The 22,833-nt window shown below is 62.0% G+C and carries 12 protein-coding genes and 1 CRISPR repeat array (1 of these 13 only partly in view); of the genes, 6 read left to right on the top strand and 6 right to left on the bottom strand.

The features are described 5' to 3' along the window. A CRISPR array of direct repeats spans window positions 1-1,576; the repeat unit is 28 nt; unit sequence CTTCACTGCCGCATAGGCAGCTCAGAAA (it extends 1,753 nt beyond the left edge of the window). A gap of 190 nt (window positions 1,577-1,766) precedes the next feature. The 3 genes from NM961_RS06395 to bioD form a co-directional block, all read right to left on the bottom strand. Further along, on the bottom strand, window positions 1,767-4,865 hold the full coding sequence (locus NM961_RS06395; RefSeq protein WP_255913086.1) for an efflux RND transporter permease subunit: 3,099 nt from the start codon (window positions 4,863-4,865) through the stop codon (window positions 1,767-1,769). 12 nt (window positions 4,866-4,877) lie between these two features. Continuing rightward, a complete protein-coding gene (locus NM961_RS06390) occupies window positions 4,878-5,969 on the bottom strand; it encodes an efflux RND transporter periplasmic adaptor subunit (RefSeq protein WP_255913085.1) in 1,092 nt (363 codons plus the stop codon). Between the two features lie 277 nt (window positions 5,970-6,246). Beyond that, entirely contained in the window at window positions 6,247-6,927 is a 681-nt protein-coding gene (gene bioD, locus NM961_RS06385) for a dethiobiotin synthase (protein ID WP_255913081.1), read from the bottom strand. 212 nt (window positions 6,928-7,139) lie between these two features. Here bioD and NM961_RS06380 point away from each other — a divergent pair, with 212 nt between their 5' ends. Then, a complete protein-coding gene (locus NM961_RS06380; RefSeq protein ID WP_255913080.1) occupies window positions 7,140-7,625 on the top strand; it encodes a free L-methionine (R)-S-oxide reductase MsrC in 486 nt (161 codons plus the stop codon). An 84-nt stretch (window positions 7,626-7,709) separates the two neighbouring features. Further along, a complete protein-coding gene (locus tag NM961_RS06375) occupies window positions 7,710-8,144 on the top strand; it encodes a TfoX/Sxy family protein (protein WP_255913079.1) in 435 nt (144 codons plus the stop codon). A gap of 446 nt (window positions 8,145-8,590) precedes the next feature. Here the strand turns inward: NM961_RS06375 and NM961_RS06370 are convergent, their stop codons facing one another. The 3 genes from NM961_RS06370 to NM961_RS06360 all read right to left on the bottom strand — a co-directional run bounded on the left by NM961_RS06370 (window position 8,591) and on the right by NM961_RS06360 (window position 11,377). Then, window positions 8,591-8,812, bottom strand: coding sequence for a hypothetical protein (locus NM961_RS06370; protein WP_255913078.1), 222 nt, complete (start codon window positions 8,810-8,812; stop codon window positions 8,591-8,593). Window positions 8,813-8,838: 26 nt separating this feature from the next. Next, window positions 8,839-10,254, bottom strand: coding sequence for a nicotinate phosphoribosyltransferase (locus tag NM961_RS06365; RefSeq protein WP_255913077.1), 1,416 nt, complete (start codon window positions 10,252-10,254; stop codon window positions 8,839-8,841). 85 nt (window positions 10,255-10,339) lie between these two features. After that, the gene (locus NM961_RS06360; RefSeq protein ID WP_255913076.1) at window positions 10,340-11,377 is read right to left on the bottom strand and encodes a bifunctional nicotinamide-nucleotide adenylyltransferase/Nudix hydroxylase; all 1,038 of its coding nucleotides are present in this window, start codon (window positions 11,375-11,377) and stop codon (window positions 10,340-10,342) included. 905 nt (window positions 11,378-12,282) lie between these two features. On the opposite strand from NM961_RS06360, the gene NM961_RS06355 reads away from it, so the two are divergent. The 4 genes from NM961_RS06355 to NM961_RS06340 all read left to right on the top strand — a co-directional run bounded on the left by NM961_RS06355 (window position 12,283) and on the right by NM961_RS06340 (window position 22,340). Next, entirely contained in the window at window positions 12,283-19,617 is a 7,335-nt protein-coding gene (locus tag NM961_RS06355) for an RHS repeat-associated core domain-containing protein (protein ID WP_255913075.1), read from the top strand. A 15-nt stretch (window positions 19,618-19,632) separates the two neighbouring features. Further along, entirely contained in the window at window positions 19,633-20,076 is a 444-nt protein-coding gene (locus NM961_RS06350) for a DUF6794 domain-containing protein (protein WP_255913074.1), read from the top strand. Window positions 20,077-20,547: 471 nt separating this feature from the next. Further along, complete coding sequence (locus tag NM961_RS06345) at window positions 20,548-21,060, top strand: hypothetical protein (protein ID WP_255913073.1); 513 nt, start codon at window positions 20,548-20,550, stop codon at window positions 21,058-21,060. A gap of 614 nt (window positions 21,061-21,674) precedes the next feature. Beyond that, the gene (locus NM961_RS06340) at window positions 21,675-22,340 is read left to right on the top strand and encodes a hypothetical protein (RefSeq protein ID WP_255913072.1); all 666 of its coding nucleotides are present in this window, start codon (window positions 21,675-21,677) and stop codon (window positions 22,338-22,340) included. Window positions 22,341-22,833: the final 493 nt, after the last annotated feature.

The raw sequence follows: 22,833 nt of genomic DNA, 5'->3' as shown, positions 1-22,833 counted from the left end.
TAGGCAGCTCAGAAAAGGTTCCGACCGGGCTGGATAGGATGGTTGAGCTTCACTGCCGCATAGGCAGCTCAGAAATATCGCCAGCGGCGAAGCTTCTGTATGCAGGCCTTCACTGCCGCATAGGCAGCTCAGAAATCGCGACGAGATTGAGCCGGACAAGGACAACCCTTCACTGCCGCATAGGCAGCTCAGAAATTGGCGGCCGATCGCTGGCCCTGCTGCAGCAACTTCACTGCCGCATAGGCAGCTCAGAAATGCCGGCGAACGAGAGCGCTGAGCAATCCGTCCTTCACTGCCGCATAGGCAGCTCAGAAATGGGTGGCGAACTGGTAGCTGGGCGACAGTGTCTTCACTGCCGCATAGGCAGCTCAGAAATGCGCCGCGGTCAGGTCCGACGGCGCCGAGGCCTTCACTGCCGCATAGGCAGCTCAGAAAGTTGCCCGGGCGAGCCGGCTCGCGGTCTGGTTCTTCACTGCCGCATAGGCAGCTCAGAAATTCGCGTACTCACGCATGTGCAGCCGCCCCCTCTTCACTGCCGCATAGGCAGCTCAGAAAAAGGGGCAGCGCTATACCCTGTCGGCGGTCCGCTTCACTGCCGCATAGGCAGCTCAGAAAATGTGCGTCCACTGCGGCGTACCGGCGGCGGTCTTCACTGCCGCATAGGCAGCTCAGAAATTCCTGACGACGGTGCTCAACGAGCCCGAGACCTTCACTGCCGCATAGGCAGCTCAGAAATTGCTCGCCCGCTTCTCCTTGCGGGCCCTCGGCTTCACTGCCGCATAGGCAGCTCAGAAATGCGAGACTCCGGCGAGATCGAGCAGGACGCGCTTCACTGCCGCATAGGCAGCTCAGAAATGAGCCTGAGCATCCTTGATTTTCTTGTTCTCCTTCACTGCCGCATAGGCAGCTCAGAAATCAGCGAGCGTGCGCTTGGCCTCCGCGGTCTCCTTCACTGCCGCATAGGCAGCTCAGAAAAATTTGGGGCGCGGCCTCGCGAATGAGCCGGCCTTCACTGCCGCATAGGCAGCTCAGAAATCACGGAGTCGGATCACGACGAAGACGGCACGCTTCACTGCCGCATAGGCAGCTCAGAAATGGTCAAGTCCGACGCCGACCTGGTATGCGAGCTTCACTGCCGCATAGGCAGCTCAGAAAAATTCGCGCTCGCCGCCCATGAGCAAATTCGGCTTCACTGCCGCATAGGCAGCTCAGAAATCTGTGATCGTGATGGCCGTCTCAGGATCTTTTCTTCACTGCCGCATAGGCAGCTCAGAAATGAAGCGGTTCCGCCGCGTAGCCCTGGATGAGCTTCACTGCCGCATAGGCAGCTCAGAAAGTGTTCGGGCACGGTGCCGATGGCAACGTGACCTTCACTGCCGCATAGGCAGCTCAGAAAGTCACGCCCGACCCAGACAGCGTGCTCGCTGCCTTCACTGCCGCATAGGCAGCTCAGAAAATCGCCATCTTGAGCGCGTTCGGGTTCACCGGCTTCACTGCCGCATAGGCAGCTCAGAAAATCCCCGAAATCGTCCGCATCCGCTACGGCGACTTCACTGTCGCATAGGCAGCTCAGAAATGCTGGACGAATCGCGCGCCCAGGCCCGAAAACTTCACTGCGGGCGGGCGCAGATCGTCGCCGAGCAGCGCGACGATCTGCGGTTCCTGCTGCCGGTCATCCGGGCCGTTGTCGACGGCTGCGCCCAGGGCTGCGGCGACCTGTTCGAGCTGGGCGCAGCTCAATTCGACAAGGGTGTCCGGCTGGCCGCTCACGCGGCGGCGGGCTCCCCTTCATAGGTTTCGTGCGGCACATGCTTGCGCGCCAGCAGCACGTACACCACGGGTACCACGAACAGCGTGAGCAGGGTGCCGAAGCCCATGCCGCCGACGATGACCCAGCCGATCTGGTGGCGGGCCTCGGCGCCGGCGCCCGTGGCGATGGCCAGGGGCAGGGCGCCGAGCACCATGGCGCCGGTGGTCATCAGGATCGGGCGCAGGCGCAGGCGGGCGGCTTCGAAGGCGGCCGAAGCCTTGCTGTGGCCCTGTTCCTGCAGCTGGTTGGCGAATTCCACGATCATGATGCCGTGCTTGGCAATCAGGCCCACAAGGGTAATCAGGCCGATCTGGGTGTAGATGTTCCAGCTGCCCGCCTGGTGGGTGAAGCCGGTGGCGGCGACCCAGTTGACGATGACCAGGCAGGCCAGGCCGCCGAAGGCCGCCAGCGGCACCGAGAACAGGATGATGAAGGGATCGATCCAGCTTTCGAACTGCGCCGCCAGCACCAGATAGATGAACACCAGGGCGAGGGCGAACAGCAGGGCGAAGGCGCTGGAGGATTCGCGGAACTCGCGCGACTGGCCGGAGAAGTCGTACTGCGCGTCGGAGGCTACTTCCTTCACCGCGCCGGCAAGCCAGTCCAGTGCCTCGCCCATGCTGTAGCCCGGGGCGAGGCCGGCGCTGATCGTGGCCGAGCGCAGGCGGTTGAAGTGGTTGAGTTCCTTGGCCGCGACGGACTCGTTCGCGGTGACCAGGTTGGCCATCTGCACCATGCCGCCGTCGGCGTTGCGCACGTAGATCGCGCTGAGCTGCTCAGGTACGCGGCGGCCTTCGTTGTCCACCTGTACGATCACGTCGTACTGCTCGGAGCCGCGCTTGAAGCGGGTGACCTGGCGGCCGCCAAGCAGGCTTTCCAGCGTGCGGCCGACTTCATCCACGTTGGCGCCGACCGAGGCGACCTTGTCGCGGTCCATCTCGATCTTCAGTTGCGGCTTGTTGAGCTTGAGGTCGGTGTCGGCGTTGGTCAGCTTCGGGTTCTGGCGGATCTTGGCGAGCAGGCCGTCGCTGATCTTCTCCAGGTCTTCCCAGGTGCCGGTGGTCTGCACGATGAAGGACACGGGCTGGCCGAAGTCGTCCGCACCCAGCGGCGGCGGCAACACCGGGAAGGCGAGCAGGCCGGGGATGTTCATGAACTGCGGGAACAGCATGCCCTGCAGCGCGCCGGCGGGCATGGGGCGCTGGGTCCAGTCCTTGAGGCCGACGAAGCCGATGGTCTGCGTGACCGTGGGGAAGCCGACGATCTGGAAGTAGCGGTCCACGCCGGGCAGTTTGGCGAAGGTGGCTTCCATCTGCTTGGCGTAGCTGTCGGTGTATTCCGGCGTCGCGCCTTCCGGCGCCATGCCGAAGCCGATCACCAGGCCCTGGTCTTCCTGCGGCGCCAGTTCGTTGGGCAGCAGCTTGAGCAGGAAGATGCCCATCAGGCCGGCGAAGACGATGGCGGCGCCGCCGAGCACGATGGCGCGCTGGCGCATGCTCCATTTCAGGCCGCGTTCGTAGCCGCGCTGCAGGCCGTTGAGCACCTTTTCGCCGAATTCGTAGGCCTTGCCGTGCTTCTCGCTGTGCTTGAGCAGGCGCGAGCACATCATCGGCGACAGCGTCAGCGCCGTGAAACCGGACACGATCACCGCGCCGGCCAGGGTCAGCGCGAACTCGATGAACAGGCGCCCGGTGCGGCCGGTGGAAAAGGCCAGCGGCACGTAGACCGCGGCCAGGGTCAGGGTCATGGCGACGATGGCGAAGCCGATCTCCTTGGACCCCTTGAGCGCGGCCTGCATCGGCGGCATGCCTTCCTCGATATGCCGGTAGATGTTCTCCAGCATGACGATGGCGTCGTCCACCACCAGGCCGATCGCCAGTACCATGGCCAGCAGGGTCAGCGTGTTGATGGAGAAGCCGAACACGTACATCACCGCGAACGCGCCGATCAGCGACACCGGGATGGTGACGATGGGAATCAGCGTGGCGCGGCCGGAGCGCAGGAACAGGAAGATCACGATGACCACCAGCACCATGGCTTCGGCGATGGTGGTGTAGACCTCGGCGATGGAGCGCTCGATGAAGATGGTGGTGTCGTGGGCGATCTCCACCTTCATGCCTTCGGGCAGGGTGCGGGTGATTTCCGGCAGCAGCTTGTGCAGGCCTTCGGAGATGGCCAGCGGGTTTGCGGTGGCTTGCTTGACCACGCCCAGCGGCACGGCGTTGCGGCCGTTGTAGCGGGCGCGGAAGCGCGCTTGGTCGGCGCCCAGCTCGACGCGGGCGATGTCGCGCACGCGCACGGAATAGCCGTCCGCGCCGGTGCGCAGCACGATGGCGCCGAACTGCTCCGGTGTGCGCAGGTCGGTTTCCGACAGCACCGAGAATTCGCGCTGGGTGCTTTCGATGCGGCCGGCGGGAATTTCCACGTTCTGCTTGCGCAGGGCGGCTTCCACATCGGCGGGCGTCATCGAGAACGCGGCCAGACGCGCCGGATCCAGCCACAGGCGCATGGCGTACTTGTTGCCGTAGACCTGGGCCTGGGCCACGCCGGCGAGGTTCTGTACGCGGTCCTTGACCAGGCGGTCGGCGATGTCGGCGATCTCCAGTTCGCTGTGGCGGTCGGAGGAGAAGGCGAGGTAGATGATGGGCTGGGCGTCGGCTTCCTGCTTCTGCACCACCGGCTCGCGCGCTTCCTGCGGCAGGAAGTCGCGCGCCAGCGCGACGCGGTCGCGCACGTCGGCGGCGGCGGAGTCGGGATCGCGGTCCAGGCGGAAGCGCACGGTGATCTGCGAGGATTCCTCGCGCGACACCGAGCCTATGTAGTCGATGCCTTCGATGCCGGAAAGCTGTTCCTCGATCGGCGTGGTGATCTGCGATTCGACCACCTGGGCGCTGGCGCCGGGATAGGTGGTGGCGACGGTGACCACCGGCGTGTCCACCTTCGGGATCAGGCGCACGGCCAGGCGCTCGTAGCAGATGATGCCCACGAGCAGGATGACCAGGTTCACCACCGTGGCGAACACCGGTCGGCGGATGGAGATATCGGAAAGGACCATGGCTGCCTCCCGTCAGTGCGCCGGCGCGGCGGGCTGCTGGCCCGCCGGGGGCTGCGCGCCCTGGACCTGGACCGGCGCGCCGGGGCCTATCTTCATCTGGCCGGCGCTGATGACCTGGTCCTCGGCGGTGATGCCGCTGACGATCTCGACCAGGCCGGGCTTGCGCAGGCCGGTCTTCACTTCGACCAGTTGCGCTTTTCCATCTTTAATGATGTAGACATTTTGCTTGTCGCCCTGGGGCCACAGTGCCTGCTCGGGCACCAGCAGCGCGTTGTCGCGCGAGCCGACCTGCAGCGACACCTTGGCGAACTGGCCCGGATGCAGGCTGCCGTCGGCGTTGGCCACGCGCGCGCGCAGAGTGACGGAGCGGGTCGACAGGTCGACCTGCGGCGCCACGGCGTAGACCTCGCCCTCGTACTGGCGCGCGCCCGTGGCGTCCACGCTGAGGCTGATCTTCTGGCCCGGCCTGAAGCGGCCCAGGTAGACCTCGGGCAGGCTGAAATCGAGCTTGAGCGTATCCAGCGCGACCAGTTCGACCAGGGCGTCGCCGACATTGACGTATTCGCCCGGGCTGACCCGGCGCAGGCCGACGGTGCCGGCGAACGGCGCGCGCAGTTCGGTCTTGCCCAGGCGGGTGCGGCTGGAGGCGAGCTTGGCTTCGTCGACCTTGGCCTGGGCGCGCTTGGTGTCCACGTCGGCCGGTGCGATCAGCTTGCGCGCGGCCATGTCCTGGGCGCGCTTGAGTTCGCGCTCGCTGTTGGAAGCGTTGGCCTGGGCCTCGGCGACCTCGGCCTGGACCAGGCTGGCGTCGAGGCGGAACAGCGGCGCGCCCTGGGCCACTTTCTGGCCTTCGTCGAACAGTACGGCTTCGATGCGGCCGGCCAGTTCCGGCCGAACGGTAACGGCCTCGTCGGCGCGCAGGGTGCCCACGGCCGACAGCATTTCGCTGACGGATTCCTGGCGCGGCCTGGCGGCTTCGACGGTGGTCGGCGGCATCTCGCCGCCCGGCGGGCCCTGGGTGTGTCCGCTGTTGCTGTAGGCCAGTACCGCGGCCAGGGCGAACAGGGAAAGGGAGAGACGAACAGGATGAACGGTGCGCAGCATGAGATGCTCCGGGAGGTGCGGGATCTTCCGTGGCGGCGTCCCCGGACGCCGTGCGTACAGGCGGGATTTGAACGGCGCAGTATTGTGCCGCTTTTTCGAATTTGAGCATGCCAGAAGTCGTGCAGCTTTGACCCTGGCTGCGCACTGGAAAACACGGCGCCGCGCTTATGAATCGCGGTATTGAGCAGGCCTGTTTTCAGCGCTGCGGAAATGTGCCCCGCCGACACGAATCTGTCCGCATTGGCGAGCGGCGGGCGCGAACTACGGCGGTCTTCGTTCAGCTTTGTGCGCGCAGCCCTGCGGCGGCCGCGGCCAGCGCGGCGGCGGGGTCCGGCGGGTTGTAGCCGAGCAGGCCCAGGCAGTCCGCGTCCAGGCGTTCGCGCAGGGTGGCGATGTTCTCGCGCTGCAGCGGCTGGGCCGGGTCGATGGCATTGCCTATCCAGCCGCGCAGGCGGCAGCCGTCGGCGCGGATCGCTGCGGCGCTGAGCAGGGCGTGGTTGATGCAGCCCAGGCGCAGGCCGACGACCAGCACCACATCCAGGCCCAGCGCGCGCGGGATGTCGGCCTGCATCAGCCGCGGCGACAGCGGCACGGCCCAGCCGCCGGCGCCCTCGACCACGATGAAGTCGGCGCTGGCGGCCAGCGCGGCATAGCCGGCGCGGATGGGGCCGAGTTCGATTTCCACCCCCTGGGCCGCGGCGGCCAGGTGCGGCGCCACCGCGTCATGCAGGGCGTAGGGGTTGCAGTCGGCATAGGCCGGCTGGGGGTGGCTGGCCTCGATCAGGGCGCGCGCGTCCTCGTTGCTCCAGCCGCCGGGGCTGAACTCGCAGCCGCTGGCCACCGGTTTCATGCCCACGGCGCGGCAGCCGCCGGCGACCAGGGCGCGCAACAGGGCGGCGCTGACCTGGGTCTTGCCTACGCCGGTGTCGGTGCCGGTGATGAAAATGCCTTGGGGCATGCGGGATTCCTGTGAGGTGATGGCGATGTTCGCGGCGGATCGGCGGTGCGGCCACTATGACGAAAACCGGCGCATTGCCGCGGGAATCGGCCCCGTGCCGGGTGTGCGGCCGCGGATTGTGGCACCGGGCGCCGCATCCGGCTCGCCTCCGGTCCGGCCATCCCCGGGCGCTCGTCGGCTACACTAGGCCTCCGTTCCCGCCGGATCCGATCATGTTCGAAGCCGTTCCCCTCGTCGCCGCGAACAAGGCCGAACTCTACGAAGGCCTGGCCGGGCAGATGGGCGGCCTGCTGCATGGCGAGCGTGACCGTATCGCCAATGCGGCGAATTTCTCCGCCCTGGTGTTCCATGCCCTGCCTGGGCTGAACTGGTGCGGCTTCTACTTCTTCGACGGGACGGAGCTGGTCGTGGGGCCGTTCCAGGGCAAGCCGGCCTGCGTGCGCATCGCCATCGGCCGCGGCGTCTGCGGCACGGCCGCTGCCACGCGGGAAACCCAGGTGGTGCAGGATGTGCATGAATTCCCGGGCCATATCGCCTGCGACGCCGCCTCGCGCTCGGAAATCGTGGTACCGCTGCAGGACGCGGCCGGCCGGCTGATCGGGGTTTGGGACGTGGACAGCCCGCTGCCGGGCCGCTTCGACGAGGAAGACCGCATCGGCATGGAACGGCTCTGCGCGATCTTCCTGGCCTCGCTGTAGGCCGGTTTCAGGGATGCGGCCGCCCGCGGCCGCGAACAGGACATTGCCGGCCCGTCCGGCACGCTAAAGGTTTTGGGGAACTACATGGCGAGCAACGAGAAAATCCGCAACGTCGGTCCCAAGTCGGCAGCCTGGCTGCGCCAGGTCGGCGTCCGCACGCTGGAGGACCTGCGCGCGGTCGGCGTCATCGAGACCTTCATGAAGGTCAAGCGCGCCGGCTTCCGTCCCAGCCTCAACCTGCTCTACGCGATGCAGGGCGCGCTGGACGACTGCCACTGGGCCGACCTGCCCGAAGAGGTCAAGCAGGGCCTGGTCGCCGCCGCCGGCGAGGCGGAAAGCGTCAACCCGATCAAGAACCGCTGGGACAAGGCCGCCGCCCGCAGCGCGGCGCGCGATGGGACTTCTTCTTCCGGCAGCAGCGAAGGCGGCGACGAGCCGGTACGGGATGATGGGGACGGGTTTGGCGATGGGGACAGTGGGGTGCGGGAGATAACCGGGACTTCGCGGGATTTTGATTGAGGCTCAGGCCAGCCGCGAGGGTTCGCGGCTGGCGCTTTGACCAAGGGCCGGCACTCAGCTGCCGGCCAGCTCCCGCCGGATAGCGAGCCGAGGCACCTGTTCCCGCAGACGTGCCAAGCTGTGGCGCAAAGGCAGCTTCGTCCACGCGGACACCTGGCAGCAGGCGGGTGTCCAGCGCATAGCTGAGGCGGGTCGATTCGCTCCTGTCCGCCCGGCTGCGCAGCACTTTCCTGCAGCCGTTTTCCTTCGACGAAGCGCAAACTCAGGCTGCGCCCGCCCTCGCCGATATCCACGGTCAATTCGCGGCAGACGGCGTTGAAGACCGCCAGGCCGAGGCTGCACCGTTCATCACCGACCTGTAGGTGCTTCTTGCGCGAGCAACAGCCGCAGTGCGCCGTGAGGAAATACCCCGGCGACGCTGCGGCCGCGTGAATGTGCATCCTCGGTCAGCGGCATGCCGGTGTCGTACCACACCTCGCCCCGTTCCGCCCCAGCTGCATCGCTGCCCGGCTGCAGCGGCCGTCCATGGCTTCATCGACGGCGTGGCACAAGGTCTGCAGCACGAACTGCTCGCCCAGCGCCGGATCATCCATGTCCAGATACATTTCCGGGCGGCGGTGCATTGCCTCGACTGCGGTCAGCACTTCGATCTCGTCAGGTGCCCCCATCGTCGTATCGCCGCTTTGCGATGGCCTTACGTGTTGCTGCGCTCTCGCACCTCGGCGAAGGTCCAATCCTTTACCAGCTTCCCATTCTCCCAAACCGTCACCATCGCATGCTCCCAGCCCGGTTCGGGCACATGCTCCTCCGGCCGCTCCAGCTCATCGGCAATCGGCACCGTGCGCCAGCTGCCGAATTCGCGGTGGTGCAGCAGGGCCAGGCGGCCGCGCTTGGACTGCTTTCCGGGATCGGTGATCGGCGCCTTGAAGACGTCTATCCATTCGCCGTCGATCTTCGCCGCCGAACATTTCAGCGCGAATTTCTGCGTATCGCGGTTGATGCCCTGCAACAGCGCGCCGCCCATGCCGAAGGCGAGATTTTCCGCGCTGTAGCCGGCCTTGGTGATGCGTTCGAGAATGGCGCGGATGCTGTTGGGATTGATGCCGTCGCCCTGGATCACGCGCACATGCTTGAGCAGCTTGTAGCCCTTGGCGTTGACCGTATGGCCGAAGGCCTGGTCCAGCAGCACCAGGCACTGGTGCACCACATCGACCGGCTCGCCCGAGTCGGGACGCACGACCAGGGTTGCGCCGCTGTCGATCACGTCCTGGCGCAGGGTCTTGCCCCAGTGCTCGGTGATCGCCTGGTAGATGTCGTAGCTGTCGGATACCACGGCAACGATGGCGCCGGGCTTGGCGAACTGGCGCAGCATGTTGCGGTAGGCATCGACCTCGCGTTCGCGGCCCCAGCTGGTGATGGTGGAATGCTCGGCCGCGGGAATCGAATAGCCGGCCATGGGCTCGTGGTAGTAGGCCTTGGCCGTGAGCACGCCCGAAACCGTGTCGGTGCCGAGGAAATTCACCAGATGCGCCGCGGCGCCGAGTCCGGCCGATTCCGCGCTGGATACGCCGCGCGCACCGAAGTCGTGCAGCTTGAAGCCGATCTGGCCGGCGGCATCGTCGCTGGACAGGTCGAGGTAATAGCGGATGGTCTGCTTCAGATGCCAGCTCTGCGTCGCCACCGTGACCGGATACCACAGGCGCAGCAGCAGCGTTTCCAGATACGACGGCAGCCAGTAGCACTGGTCATCCGTCGATTCGACCGTGACCAGGGCATGGTGCGTAGGCACCACGCTGCCCTCGGGCACCGCGCGGATGCGGATGGGCAGATGGCCGCCGTGCACATCGACGATGCGGCGCCAGCCGGCTTCGTTGAACGGTTCGCCGTGGACGGCGAAGAAATCGCGCGCCTCGTCCACGTCGGCATGGGTGACGGGCTTGGCCAGGTATTCCTTGAGTATCGCCTGCAGGCCGAAGAACAGCGTGCGTTCGTACACGCCGCCGCGCGATTCGACATAGAAGAACGTCGCCTGCGTGCCCGGCGGGTATTGCAGCCAGTGGCTGGCCTTGTAGCTGTCGGTGTTGAGGATCAGGTTTTCGAGGTGGCGCATACGGAAACTCCTTCCGCAAGGGGGCATCGCCGGTCTGTCCGGCGGCGGCGCGAAGACGGCGTTCGCGCGACGCGGTGCTGCAGCCTCAGTTCATGCCGAGGAAATGCTGCAGGATGTGATGGTGGTCTTCGTAGAACTGCTCTTCCAGGTTCAGCGCCTCGGCCAGCGCGATCCACTGGGCCTTGGCCGCATCGTCGGCGCCGCGCACGTTAGGCAGCTCGCCGCCGCTGAACTCAAAATGGAAGGCGTGGGTGATGGTGCGGCCACGCTGCGAACGGTCCGGATGATCGAACACGCGCTGACCCTTGAGCGAACCCTTGAGCACGGGCGCGGGCAGCTTGAGCCGGGTTTCCTCGCGCAGTTCGCGCAGGCAGGCGTCGATCAGGGTCTCGTCCTGGCCGATAAAGCCGCCGGGCAGCGCCCACAGCCCCTTGCCGGGTTCGGCGCCGCGGCGCACCAGCAGCACATGGCCGCTGTGCACGACGACGGCATCGACGGTGACGAACGTGGGCGGATACGGCGCGCTTTCCCAGGCCTTGCGGTAGTTGCGCAGGAAGGTGAACTCGCGCGCCAGCTGGGCATAGCCCGGCGTGCGGCGGAAGGCTTCCAGCATGGCCGCGACCGGCGCCGGCACATTGGCGCGGATCAGCAGCTGGCCGCCTTCGTCGGCGCTGAACAGGTGTTCGCGGATCTCGGTCGCCGACAGCACTTCGCAATGCTGCACATTGCACAATTCCCATTGCGGGAACTCGCGCAGGTAATAGCTGGAAGCGTCCTTGTCGCGGCCGACCAGGCCGACGCGGGCTTCGCTCCCGCCGCCATCGGCCGCAATGGCCGCGGCGACCTGGCGCTGCACCTCGCCTATCCAGGCGGCCTCGTTGTAGAGATGGTCGGCCAGCGGCCGGATCAGCAGGCGCTGCGCATCGGCCTCGCCGACGGCGGCGCGGATCATCACCTCGCGCTCGTTGGCATTCCAGGGATTGCGCGTGCTGCGCGGCTTGCCGGCCGATCCGATCAGCACGACGACCTTGCGGGCAATGCCCAGCGCATGCCGCAGCACGGTCAGATGGCCGTTGTGGAACGGCTCGAAACGGCCGATGAAAACCAGGTAATCGTGGCGCATGAGACTCCCTCACGGCGGGTGGTGCGACAGGTCTGTCCCGTCGCCTCAGTAGTTATGCTACTAGTGAGCATAAGTTGGCTGCATCCGTCTTGCGGCGGATACGGCCGGCTTTATGCGCGAGTTGTGACGCGGGTCGCGTGGCGGGTGATTACAACGTCACGGGGGTGGGGCAGCGAACATCACGACGGCACGGGCAGCCTGACGATCTTCGTGCAGCATTCGGCCACGTAGTGCCGGTGAACTTGGCGAGCCGAGGAAAGGCGCGCCGGTTGGGGGCTGCAGGCATCGCAAACCGTCTCCCCATTGATGCTGCCGGCTGCCGGGTCGTACCTGAGCAACTAGCTCGACGGAGATCGACGCAGAGGTTGCGCCGTCGCCGGTTAGAAAGGGTGAGAGGATTTCGCCGGCAAACTCAGTAGGCTCAAACGGCGCTCTTGCAAACGTGTATCGCAGGCGAGCTGAAATTCCCGCTGCGCGATGCACGCTTCCGGAACGAGTATTTCCGGGCAGCAATGTTAATGCGCTATCGATTTTGCATTGGCTGAAAATATCTGGGCGAGGAAGTATTCGTGCGCATACGGATTTGCAGAGTTGAAGCAGGGGTTGCTCGTGAGACGGTTGGAGGATCGGGCAGCTGCAGGGGATCTGCTGCACTTGTCCTGGTAGTCATTCTGGTGCTGACAGTCCTCGGCGGAATCAGCGCACCTTTTCGCCCCGCAATTGCAGGAGTGCAGCTGTCGGCCTGGGAGGTTGGCGGCACCTCCGGGACCATCACCGGGTCGGGAACAGCGCAACCGCCTCAAACCGGCATCAGTCAGGTTGTTTCGGCAACGCCTTATCAGGAGCCGGAACCAGCGCCGGACCCGTACTCTGACAGCGTGGGCGCTACGCCTGGAAGCTTCCGTGTGGACGAGGGCGGGTCAAGCAACTACACCATCCCGCTCTATGTGCCGCCGGGTACGGCTGATCTGAGTCCGAAACTTTCCCTCGCTTATCAGCAGCGCGGCGGTAACGGTTCCGTGGGCGTAGGTTTCGGCATAGGCGGTCTGTCCGCCGTAACGCGCTGCCGCAAGACGCGCGAGGATGGTGATGGGGTGGGGCCGTTCCCGGCGATCAATTTCGACGCCGATTTTGGCAATGATGCTTACTGTCTGGATGGCACACGGGTAAGGAACAGGCAACAGGGGGCTGGCACGTGCCCGAGCACGAGCGGCGCGAGCGCCACTGAGTACGGAATAGAAACCGACCCGGCGACGCGCGTATGCGGCTACGAAAAGGTCGGTGTGACAGGCCCCGCATTCTGGCTGGTCCAGCCCAAGGACGGCTCGTATCGGCGTTACGGCGTAGCAGGTGACTCCGCGCTGCCTCGCAATGACGGCAACGGGGCGGTCGACGGTACCCAGTTGCTGACATGGAGCCTGGACCGCATTGCCGACGCCAGTGGCAACGTCATTGAGTACCGCTATGAACGCAATGCGGGTCAGGGCGAGATCAATATCGCTGAAGTTGTCTACACGGGGCGTGTCGCGCTGTCGAACCTGCTCAGTGACCCGCCGAGCTATTCCAGGGCTCCGTACAACACGGTGCAGTTTGTCTACGACGTCATGCCGGCAGCAAGCCAGCGCGTCGACTATCTGTCGGGAATGAAGCTTACCCTGTCCCGGCGGCTGACCAGAATCAATGTGAAAGGTACGGCAAATCGTGGCGCCGATCCTGATGCACTTGAGATAGTTCGCTCTTACTATCTCGAATACAGCGTTCCGACAGCCAGCGGCCTGCAGGCGGTATCTGCGGTGCGCGAATGTGCCCCGGATGGTGTCAATGAGGTGTGTTATCCGCGCACCCGTTTTACCTGGAACGGCAACGACGGAAATACACAAGGCTTCCCGACTGCACCGACATCCACGGCGTATGGCGGCGGCATGCAATACGCCATCGACTTCAAATTAGCAGATGTGAACTCGGACGGTCGTCAGGATCTGGTTTGGCTGAAAGATGGAGCCTGCGATAGCTCTGGTTCCGGCAATACACGTTTCCAGGTTATGACGTCTTTGGCGACCGGCACACTTAGCGGTCCAGGCTATGCCGCGCCTACGGCAACCGGGATCTATTTGCAGCGACCGCCGGTGCCCCCGTTGAGCAGCTTGCCAGGATGCGGAGGTGATCTCCGACCGCAGAACTTCCAGACGCTGTGGCACATTTTCGATTTCACCGGTGATGGTCGCGACGACATTCTGGCGGGCAATGGACTGGCCTGGATCATCTACCCCGCAGTGAACAACGGGTCCGGCTGGACCTATAGCGGCGCCACGTCGACATCGACTGGAATAGTGTCGACCAGCACAGACGACGGCAGGCTTGTCGACCTGGACGCAGACGGCCTGCCGGACTTTCTGCGCGGCAGCGATGGCCAGGCTGTTGTTGCCCGATACCTGCGTCGGACGGCAAGCACGACGGTAGCGTATTCGTTCAGCGCTACTGACGTGATTGTGGATCTCGAAAATCCTGCGCCGCCGCCGGGTGGATATGTTCCTATCGGCCACACCTTTCTGAGTCCAAGCCGGGGTGTGCCGCCATCCGCGGACATTGATGGCGATGGTGCATCGGATCTTGCCATCAAGATCACCTACGAAGGTCCGGCCAGTGACGGATGCCCGTCGAGCGGCAGCCTTCCGCAGCGCGAGCAGAACGGCTATCTGACCTCACTTGTCCCAGACGATATTGATGCCTTGGACTGCAAGCGTTTCTGGTTCACCTACAGAAACGCCGGAATTCAGCCCAATGGCCGGCTGCTGTTTGCAGTGGACAGCGCTCTTGGGCAGATTGGAGGTGTAAACGGGCTGTCGGGCGGCGGCGGCGATCTGCAACTCGCGGACATCAATGGCGATGGGCAGGCTGATGTTCTTTACCAGCGCATCAATGGAACACAGCGCTCGTTCCACCTGAAACTCAATGCGGGCAAGGCGACGACTGCTGGAACCGAGCGGCTGCTGCCCGAACAGGCTACCGGGCTTTCGCTAGAGCAGGATCTCGCTGCGCGCATGCAGCTGCTGGATGTGAATGGCGACGGAAAGCTCGATCTTTTCTACACCCTCGATCTGGGCGGTGGCTCACAACGATATCCGCTGCGTGCCCGGCGCTATGAAGTTTCCGGCTTTGGCGCAGAGATCGAAGTAGGCAATAGCACGTCGAACAGTCAGAACCCGCTCACGACGCCAACCTTCGTGGCCGACGTGACGGGCGATGGTGTGGCGGATCTTGTGCGCCATACCGGCAGCAACATGCACATTGCGCGGGGAAGCTCGACCCTGGGCGGAAATGATCTCGTTACCTATATCGTCAACGGCTTGGGTGCCGTGAATACGATCGGCTATGCGCCACTGCCTTACAGCTCAGTCTATGGGCGCGCATTCGATGCGCCGAGCAAGGTGTGGGGGCGCGGCTCTCCGGTTTTCGATGTTTTTGCTTCAATGTGGGTGGTCCGTTCTGCTTGGCAGACGGCGCCGACGGCGGCCAATGGAGCCGACGTCAGTCAGGTGCGCTATTACTACAGCGGGGCGCGCATGCAGGCTGGTGGCCGAGGTTTTCTCGGTTTCCAGACAGTCCGCACGGAAGATCCGCAGAATCTGCTGGTCACGACCACGGAGTACCGTCAGGACTATCCCTATGCGGGGCGTCCGGTCCGTACGATCGTCGAAAAAATGAGTGCGCCTCTGCCGGATCCCTGCGCTTCAAACCCGAATGCTGCGGGCTGTCACTGGGAGCCGCCCTCAAATTGTGGCCCGCTTGGGTGTCCTATCGCACCGGGTGGGGCGGCGCTGCTGGCGGCTGGTGGCCAATTGCTGAGTGACTCGGCGACCACATGGACCGCCGAGCCTGCATTCAATCCGGCGAACTGGCAGCCGGTGCATGTCTATGGGGCCAGTACGGACGAGCAAAAGTTCGATCTCGCCACTGCAGATCAGCTCAGCTACCAGCTCGGTTCCACGTTCCAGTTTGACCGCTACGGCAACTTGCTGAGTTCAACGACAACGGCGAGTCATGTCGACGATACGGGAAGTCTGCAGACCGACGAGTCCAAGATTACCAACAATGTTTATGGTTGCACGCTTGCTCCACCTACGGTCAGCGGCTGCGCCGGCAGTGCGTTGAATGCGGAGCGACAGCGCCTCGGGCGTTTGTCAATCAGCACCGTCGAAAGCATACGATCGGGAGCTGGCAGCGTGAAGCGCCGCGCCAGCTTCGAATACGACTCGTCGCGCCTGCTTCTGGTCGCCGAGATACAAGGGCCCTACGACGCGGGTGACGAGCCGGATGCCGATCAACGCAAACGGCTTGGCATGCGTACAGACTATGTACTCGATGCCGACGGCAATCGCACAGCGGAGTACCGATGCAGTACGGCGCACTACGCCAACCGCTCCGCCTGCACCAATTTGACCGGGTTCCAGCAGCGGCAATGGGAAGCCGACCCGACACGCTTCCAGCGCTATGGAAAAACGGTCTATGAGCCGAAAGGCAGGTTCCCGCTGTACACCCTGGCGCCGTTCTATTCTGCCTCCGCGGCGAACGGGGCCGACGAGAATGTTGCACTCTATACCGGGGTCGCTGTAGCTGGCGGGCTGTTCGTCATGCCTGCAGTTCCCGATGACAACATCGTGATTAACCGGAATGCGTTCGGCGATCCGATGAATCGCGTGTCCTCGACCGGTGTGGTTACGAACTTCGCATACGGGCGTCTCGGTCGTGCACGATTCGAATCCAGTTCAACGGGCAATTTTGCGCTGAGCGCCTATACCTGGTGCCGCGATCCGACCACGGCGGACATTCCAGCCGCCGCGCCGCGCGCAAACTGTCCCTTGGGTGCGATTTTCCGCGTAAGCACCAGTAGTGTAGCCAGTACCGGATCCAACGCGGGACAGAGCATAGCGCCGACCCGCTATTCCTATTTCGATAGGCTCGGGCGCGAAATGCTTGCCACGACCCGCATCTATCAGCAGGACAGCAGCAGCCTCAATCGCTGGTCAAGTATCGCCACCACCTACGACGACACCGGCCGTACCAAGACAACAACTGTCGCCTATTTCTCGATGGATCCGACAGTTGCGCAGACTTCCAGCAACCGTGCGGGAACTCCGCTGGGAAGCGCGCCGGCCAAGAGCACGTCCAGCTACGACGCTATTGGTCGCTCCAGCCTGGTCGATCATCCCGAGCAGGCCGCGAACGGGGCAAGCTCCACGGCCGTGATCTTCGACAAGCTCAAAACCGAAGTCATCAATCCGCGCAATTTCTCAAGCCGGCAGACAAAGAATGCGCGCGACGAACTGCTGTCGTCGACGGACACGGTCGGGTTCACAGTCAACTATGATCGCGACCCGGTCGGCAACCTCCTGCGTGTACGCCGCCAGCCCGGCGACGGAGATTCCGCCGGCGTCACGCTCACGACGAGCATGAGCTACGACAGGCTGGGTCGAAAGCTGGGCATGAATGATCCCGACAAGGGGGCCTGGACTTACCGCTATAACGCTTTGGGTGAACAGATCGATCAGGTCGATGGCAAGGGCCAGACACAGATCGCCTATCGCGACGCCTTGGGGCGTATCTACAAACGCACCGAGAACCGTCTGACTGCAACCGGATTCATTTCGGAGCCGACCGGCACCTGGGAATACGATACGGCGCTGCGGTTAACCGATGGCTCGACCATCAAGGGTGTCCCCAAGGCGGAAGGCAACGGCACAGGCGGTTACTCCCGTGAATACCGCTATGACGTGCAAGGCAGACTCGAAGTCATGGTATCCACCCTGGACGGGACTGCTTACACCGAGCGTCTTGCCTATGATGCCTTCGGACGGATGTCTGCTCATGTCGCGCCGAGCACGAACATCAACGCGACGGCCGGCGAGGTAACTGGATATTCAGCCGATGGCTATCCGGTTACGACTACGGATGCAGGCACGGGCATACGCTACAACGAGGTGCTTGCACTCACCGCGCGTGCTCAGGTGCGGCAGGAGCGGTTCCACAACGCATCTGCTTTTACCACCACGCGGAGCTACGACGACAATACCGGGCGACTACTGGTCCTGGATACCGCGAGCAGTGCCGGCGCCAGCGCCGTACAGCGCTGGGAATACACGTACGACAAGCACTCGGATCTCACCAGTCGCTGGAACCGGGCGACAGGCTATGACCTGAAAGAAGAATTTACCTACGATGCACTGGACCGGCTCAAGACGGTCACTTTGTCGCGCCTCAATGGTTCGCCGGTAAATCAGTTGCAAACCGTTGGTTACGATCAACTGGGTAACATCAAGTCGAGGGTTTCAGGTGCCAATACAGCAAGCTGGACCTACGGCGCTGCAGGAACCACAGGTTGTACGCGTAACGCAGGACCGCATGCCGTCTCTGCATTCGGCAGCAATCGCTACTGCTATGACGCCAACGGCAATCAGACCGAAGCCCGCTATCCGGGCAATCTGACGCGGCTCATCAGCTACACAGGCTACGACCTGCCCGAAACCATCACGACCAATGGGTTCCCGACCACTACCACGGTCAGTTTCAAGTACGCCCCGGACCGGGGCATGTGGAAGCGCACCGACGGATCGGTCAATGTGGATCGCATCTTCTGCGACGGCTTCCAGTCTGCAGCCTGCGCCGGCGGTGGTGGAGGTGCGGGCGCGTCGACGACCTATTTTGTCGGCAATCTGGAAATCCGGATCGAGGGCGCCATAACTACGACGAAACGCTATGTCGGTTCCTATCTGGTCGTCACTACCACCAACAGCAACCCAACGCCCCAATATGCCTACCTGTTCCGGGATGCTCTCGGATCACTGGATGTCATTACCGACCAGACAGGAGCTGTCCAGCAGCGGCTGAGCTTCGACGCCTGGGGCCGCCGGCGTGCGGCGGAACCCGCGGGAGGTGGGGCCATCTGGAGCATCCTGTCGCCCGTACAGGCGGCTGGCTTCGACACGACCAAAACACGCCAGGGATATACCGGCCATCAGCAGGTCGACAGTGTGGCCTTGGTCCATATGAAAGGTCGGCTCTACGACCCGGAGCTGGGGCGATTCATTCAGGCCGATCCGTTTGTCGAGGCGGATGCGACTCAGGGACTGAATCGCTACAGCTATGTGCTGAACAACCCGCTCACCCTAACCGATCCCTCAGGCTACTTGAGCACGCGCGAGTGGATCGGGTTGGTGATTGCCGTAGCTGCTTCCTACATCAGCCAGCAGTACTGGATTGCAGAAGCGTATTGGGCGTCGCTGGCTGTAGCTGTAGCAGGAGGATTTGCATCGGCTTATGTCGCCACGGGAAGCTGGCGAGCGGGACTATGGGGAGCATTCGCCGCGGGAGTGTTCTGGGGGATAGGCGCCGGTTTCAGCTCTATCCAGGGAAGCAGCGGAACAGGTGTCTTTGGCAGTGGCTATTCCAGTGGTCAGTACGCGGCGAAGGTTGCGGCGCATGGGGCTGCTGGAGGTGTCTTAACTGAGCTTCAAGGAGGAAGTTTCGGGCACGGGTTCTTGTCAGCAGGGGCAACTCAGGCGGTTTCACCGGCAATTGAAACTATGCCTGCGCCGGTTGAACTGATAGCCAATGCGGCACTTGGTGGCACGATATCCGAGGCGACTGGCGGCTCATTCGCCAACGGTGCCGTGACTGGAGCGTTCCAGTTCCTGTTTAATGAAGCTGCTCATCGTGTGGACGAGGCCAGGATGAGATCCATGTATGAGATGGCCCATAAGATGGCCGCGGAAGCGAACAATGGGTTGTCAATGATGCGATTTGGAACAGAAGACGATGCTGCTCTCTATTTTTCAGCGCTAGCTACTCCGATAACTCGGGCAACCGGACTTGAAGTGGCCGCACCAATAATGCGCGACGAAATGGGGTTCTGGCTTGGCGATCTTGAGCCAAGCCGGTTCTTGGGCGGGAACGCGGTTTCGTTTCCATCGTCTCCTGGTGGAGTACGAGCACGGTATGTAGCTTCAGCACACACTCACCCGACAAATTCTGGATTTTCAGGCGCCTACTTGTATTGGAATCGGAAGACCGGAGTCGTGGGCGGTGAATGGGGCGATATAGGCGTCCATGTTGAAAGAGGAATTAATGCGTATGTGTCATTGCCAAACGGGGCCGTGTTCAGGTTTGACTACGCTGGATTCCAGCATGCGCAGGGAAATTCATGGACGGTTTATGCAAAAGATCACATTAGACAGATCAGATAACAAAGGAATGCTGAAATGCTAAGAAAAAAGGCGTTCGGTTTGGTTCTTTTTCTAGCGTCAGCCGTACTGCTGCTTTGCATTCCCTACTTTTCCGGAAAGACGTGCCGAGTCAATCCGGACATGTTCTGCAGGCCTTTTGAGCGTATAGAAGGCAGCCTTGATCCGGGCGAGCTTCATAGAATAAAGAAAACTTCCCCTTCAGAGTCCGTCAAATTGCACGATAGTTTTGGCATGGCAATCCGGAATACGCTTGATCTGTGGAGCGACAACGACATGACCCGGTATTTTCGAGCCAAAGGGATCGCTCATCCGGACATGATGTCAGATGCGGTAGTCCGCGGATTTATCGCATATGCAAACGGGGGGGATGTAGATATGGACGAGATCTCCCGTGCAGCGGCGGATCGGCAGATTCCACCGCCGCCACCAGGGCCAGAGGAAGAGTCGAAGCGTCACTAGTGAATATGCTCTGGGAGTGGAGCATGTTTGGAAGCTTGCTGAAGACGGCTGCAGTGCTCTGCTTTCTTTCTTCTTTGGGAAGGTGTGTATTCCAATCCCAAAAAAAATGAGTGGGCTATCGGATCGTGGCTACTACGTTTCAGTTACTGGCCCGACCGGGTTGACTGCGTTTGGTACAGCTCGACAGGGAGCTTCCTCATGGATTTACTTCTCGAGCTTCGACTTTAATCGAAACTCTCATGGGGTTGACAGCCGCGTGTTTTGGTCGACAGTTGGCGGAAATTGAGTCGTTAGATAGGATGAATTGTGAATAAGTTTAACTTACTGCTAGTGGTTTCACTTTTTTAAATCTCCGGCCCATCAAGCGGTGCTGGCCAGATTGAGGCTCTGTTCACCGACAACGCATGCAAAGATGCACGCATTTCCAGCGGTATTGATGCAAAGGCTGCCTATTTCGAAGCAAGCCGGCTATTGAACGAGGAAGAGGGGGAGTTGGGTGATCTCTATATGTCTTGCGCGATTTATCTTGGTGGCGGTCCATATTTGTATAACGCCGGCCTTACATATCAGCAGCGTAGAGATCCGCGCGCGCTTGACTACTTTCTGGCGGCATCGGCTCTGGGTGTTGATGTGGCTGAGAGGGAGGCTGGCAAGCTGCTGTTGAGCGAAGCTAAAACTGAGCGTGAGCGAATGATTGCATTTGGCTATCTGTCGTCTTCATTGAAGGGGTGTCGCGGCACAGCGGCGCTGGACTATCGTGATGAGGCCCTCCGAACCAAATCGCCTATTGCCCTGATGGAGGCATATGCTTGGGCCAAGGTTGGTCTCTCGCGATACAAGGGGGAAGATCCACATCCTACCTATCCAGCTTGGCTTGGCGAGTACAGACAGTTGATGATCGATGGAGTGCGCGAATTGGCTGAAAAGCGTGCTTCTGTCGTGATTGATAGAAACCTGGATTGTTCGGATAGGCGAAACTACTAGGGGTCGGGTGGTTTCTGAATTCAGCATGGCAATCCAGAGCTCGGACACGCATGTTTAGGAGTTTAGTAAAGTAGATTTCGGCTCTTTGCTTCTGTGTTGTTTTAGGGGGTATTCCAAAAAAAGGGGAGATCGTTCGAAATTGCCCTGTATTTGAAGGTGCAAGGAGGCAGTTTCTTCCCGCGATACCGGAAGATGCTCTTCAGTTGCTGGCTATGGCGAAAATCGAACTAATTTTGCAGGATGCAGACAGGGATCTGAATTTCCACTGGCCCTCTGATGATGAGGAAAAAACGGTTGCTTTGCCACTGCTTCAAGACAGGGATGGGGTTTGAAGAGCTTGAGAAGTGTGGTTCATTGTCCGCACAGTTTGAGCGTGTCGCAGGGCGGCGAGTGCTGTAATTCTCAATCTGTGCAGCGTGGCGGTGTTCCGGCAGATTCCACTGCCATCGCCCGGGCAGAGACAGAGCCGAAACGGCCTTTATCTTGGGGAAGCTTTCCTAAAAGATTGAAGAGTGCTGTCGTAGGCGGGAAAAGCGTCTCCGCGCTGCGCGATGAGTCTTGCAAGAGGCATCATCGGATCGGCTGGTTCGCTCAATCGTCCTCGAAGGAGCAGTATGCGCTGGTCTGCCCTGTCTATGTGCTTTTCGCTGCTCCTGTTGTTGCTTTCGCCCGCGGAAGCGAGCGAAATCGGGTCCTTGTTCGAGCGCAATGCTTGCGGCGATGTGCGTGTATCGGGTGTAACGGATGCAAAGTCTGCCTACAGGAAAGCGACCAGTCTGATAGACGTGGGCGAGAAAGAGTTGGGTAAGTTGTATATGGCATGTTCGGTTTACCTCGGTGGCGGTGCCTATCTAAGTAACATGGCCGGCTACGAAGACGACTCACGAGCCTTGGACAGTTTTCTCGCCGCTGCTGTGCTTGGCGTCGACAGTGCAGCGCAAAGAGCTGGCGAGTTGCTGCTGAAGCAAGCGAAGACGGAGCGGGAGCGCCTGATCGGTCTTGCGTTGCTCTCGTCCTCACTGAATGGATGTCACGGAACAGCTCTGCTGAACTTTCATGATGAGGCGCTGAAAACCAAGGAGCCGCTCGCACTGATGGAGGCTTATGCTTGGACCAAGGTGCGACTGTCGCGTTCCACTGGTATTCCCGGAGCAATTGCGACGTATACGTCATGGCTCGACAAATTTGGTCAATTGATGAATGCCGGAATGCGCGAGCTTGCTGAAAAACGCGCGGCCGCTGTGATTGGCAGGGGGTTGGATTGCTCTGGGCGTCGCTGATTTCCGGGAAATCCACCCTGGCTAGCATTTCATTGGCGTTTTGTGCAGGGGAAGTGAGTTTCGGGGAGGGGAATCTGTGACTCTGTTTTTTTCTTCGCACTGGTGGCGAACACAAACTCAAGTCCAACAGAGGAGGTGTCGGCTCGCTGTGCGGTCGCTCTCAGCCAAGTCGTTGGGTATTTGAGCAATAGTGCTGGCGGCGAGGGCAGTGAGAGATTTCTGTCCGGGCTTTCGTCAGAATATTCGATGGCTAGATGCATTAAATCCCGCAAGGATCCTGCCAGAATATTTGTTGTATTGGGTCGCAGGGAGAAGCTGAAGATTTTCCGCCAGGATGTGTTTTTGGTCGATTCGCAGTTCCGTGTGACCAGGGTTCGCAATATTCCCTGCGATGAGCATCCAGTCGAGGGGGTTTGTAGTTGATCAGTTTTTCGGGACGATGCGGAGCAGAATGCAAGCCGGGATATGATCGTCGTGTCATCTGGTAGGCGTG

The organism is Tahibacter harae (assembly GCF_024437735.1).
Classification (GTDB): domain Bacteria; phylum Pseudomonadota; class Gammaproteobacteria; order Xanthomonadales; family Rhodanobacteraceae; genus Tahibacter; species Tahibacter harae.
The sequence above is the reverse complement of the archived record's forward strand: the minus strand, read 5'-3'. Positions and strand labels throughout refer to the sequence as shown.

What these genes read in the sequence shown, in the direction of transcription:
- NM961_RS06380 (WP_255913080.1), top strand. Translation starts at nt 7,140, where the DNA reads ATGTTCGAAGCCGTTCCCCTCGTCGCCGCGAACAAGGCCGAACTCTAC.
- bioD (WP_255913081.1), bottom strand. Translation starts at nt 6,927, where the DNA reads ATGCCCCAAGGCATTTTCATCACCGGCACCGACACCGGCGTAGGCAAG.
- NM961_RS06390 (WP_255913085.1), bottom strand. Translation starts at nt 5,969, where the DNA reads ATGCTGCGCACCGTTCATCCTGTTCGTCTCTCCCTTTCCCTGTTCGCC.
- NM961_RS06370 (WP_255913078.1), bottom strand. Translation starts at nt 8,812, where the DNA reads ATGGGGGCACCTGACGAGATCGAAGTGCTGACCGCAGTCGAGGCAATG.
- NM961_RS06395 (WP_255913086.1), bottom strand. Translation starts at nt 4,865, where the DNA reads ATGGTCCTTTCCGATATCTCCATCCGCCGACCGGTGTTCGCCACGGTG.
- NM961_RS06350 (WP_255913074.1), top strand. Translation starts at nt 19,633, where the DNA reads ATGCTAAGAAAAAAGGCGTTCGGTTTGGTTCTTTTTCTAGCGTCAGCC.
- NM961_RS06365 (WP_255913077.1), bottom strand. Translation starts at nt 10,254, where the DNA reads ATGCGCCACCTCGAAAACCTGATCCTCAACACCGACAGCTACAAGGCC.
- NM961_RS06340 (WP_255913072.1), top strand. Translation starts at nt 21,675, where the DNA reads ATGCGCTGGTCTGCCCTGTCTATGTGCTTTTCGCTGCTCCTGTTGTTG.
- NM961_RS06360 (WP_255913076.1), bottom strand. Translation starts at nt 11,377, where the DNA reads ATGCGCCACGATTACCTGGTTTTCATCGGCCGTTTCGAGCCGTTCCAC.
- NM961_RS06375 (WP_255913079.1), top strand. Translation starts at nt 7,710, where the DNA reads ATGGCGAGCAACGAGAAAATCCGCAACGTCGGTCCCAAGTCGGCAGCC.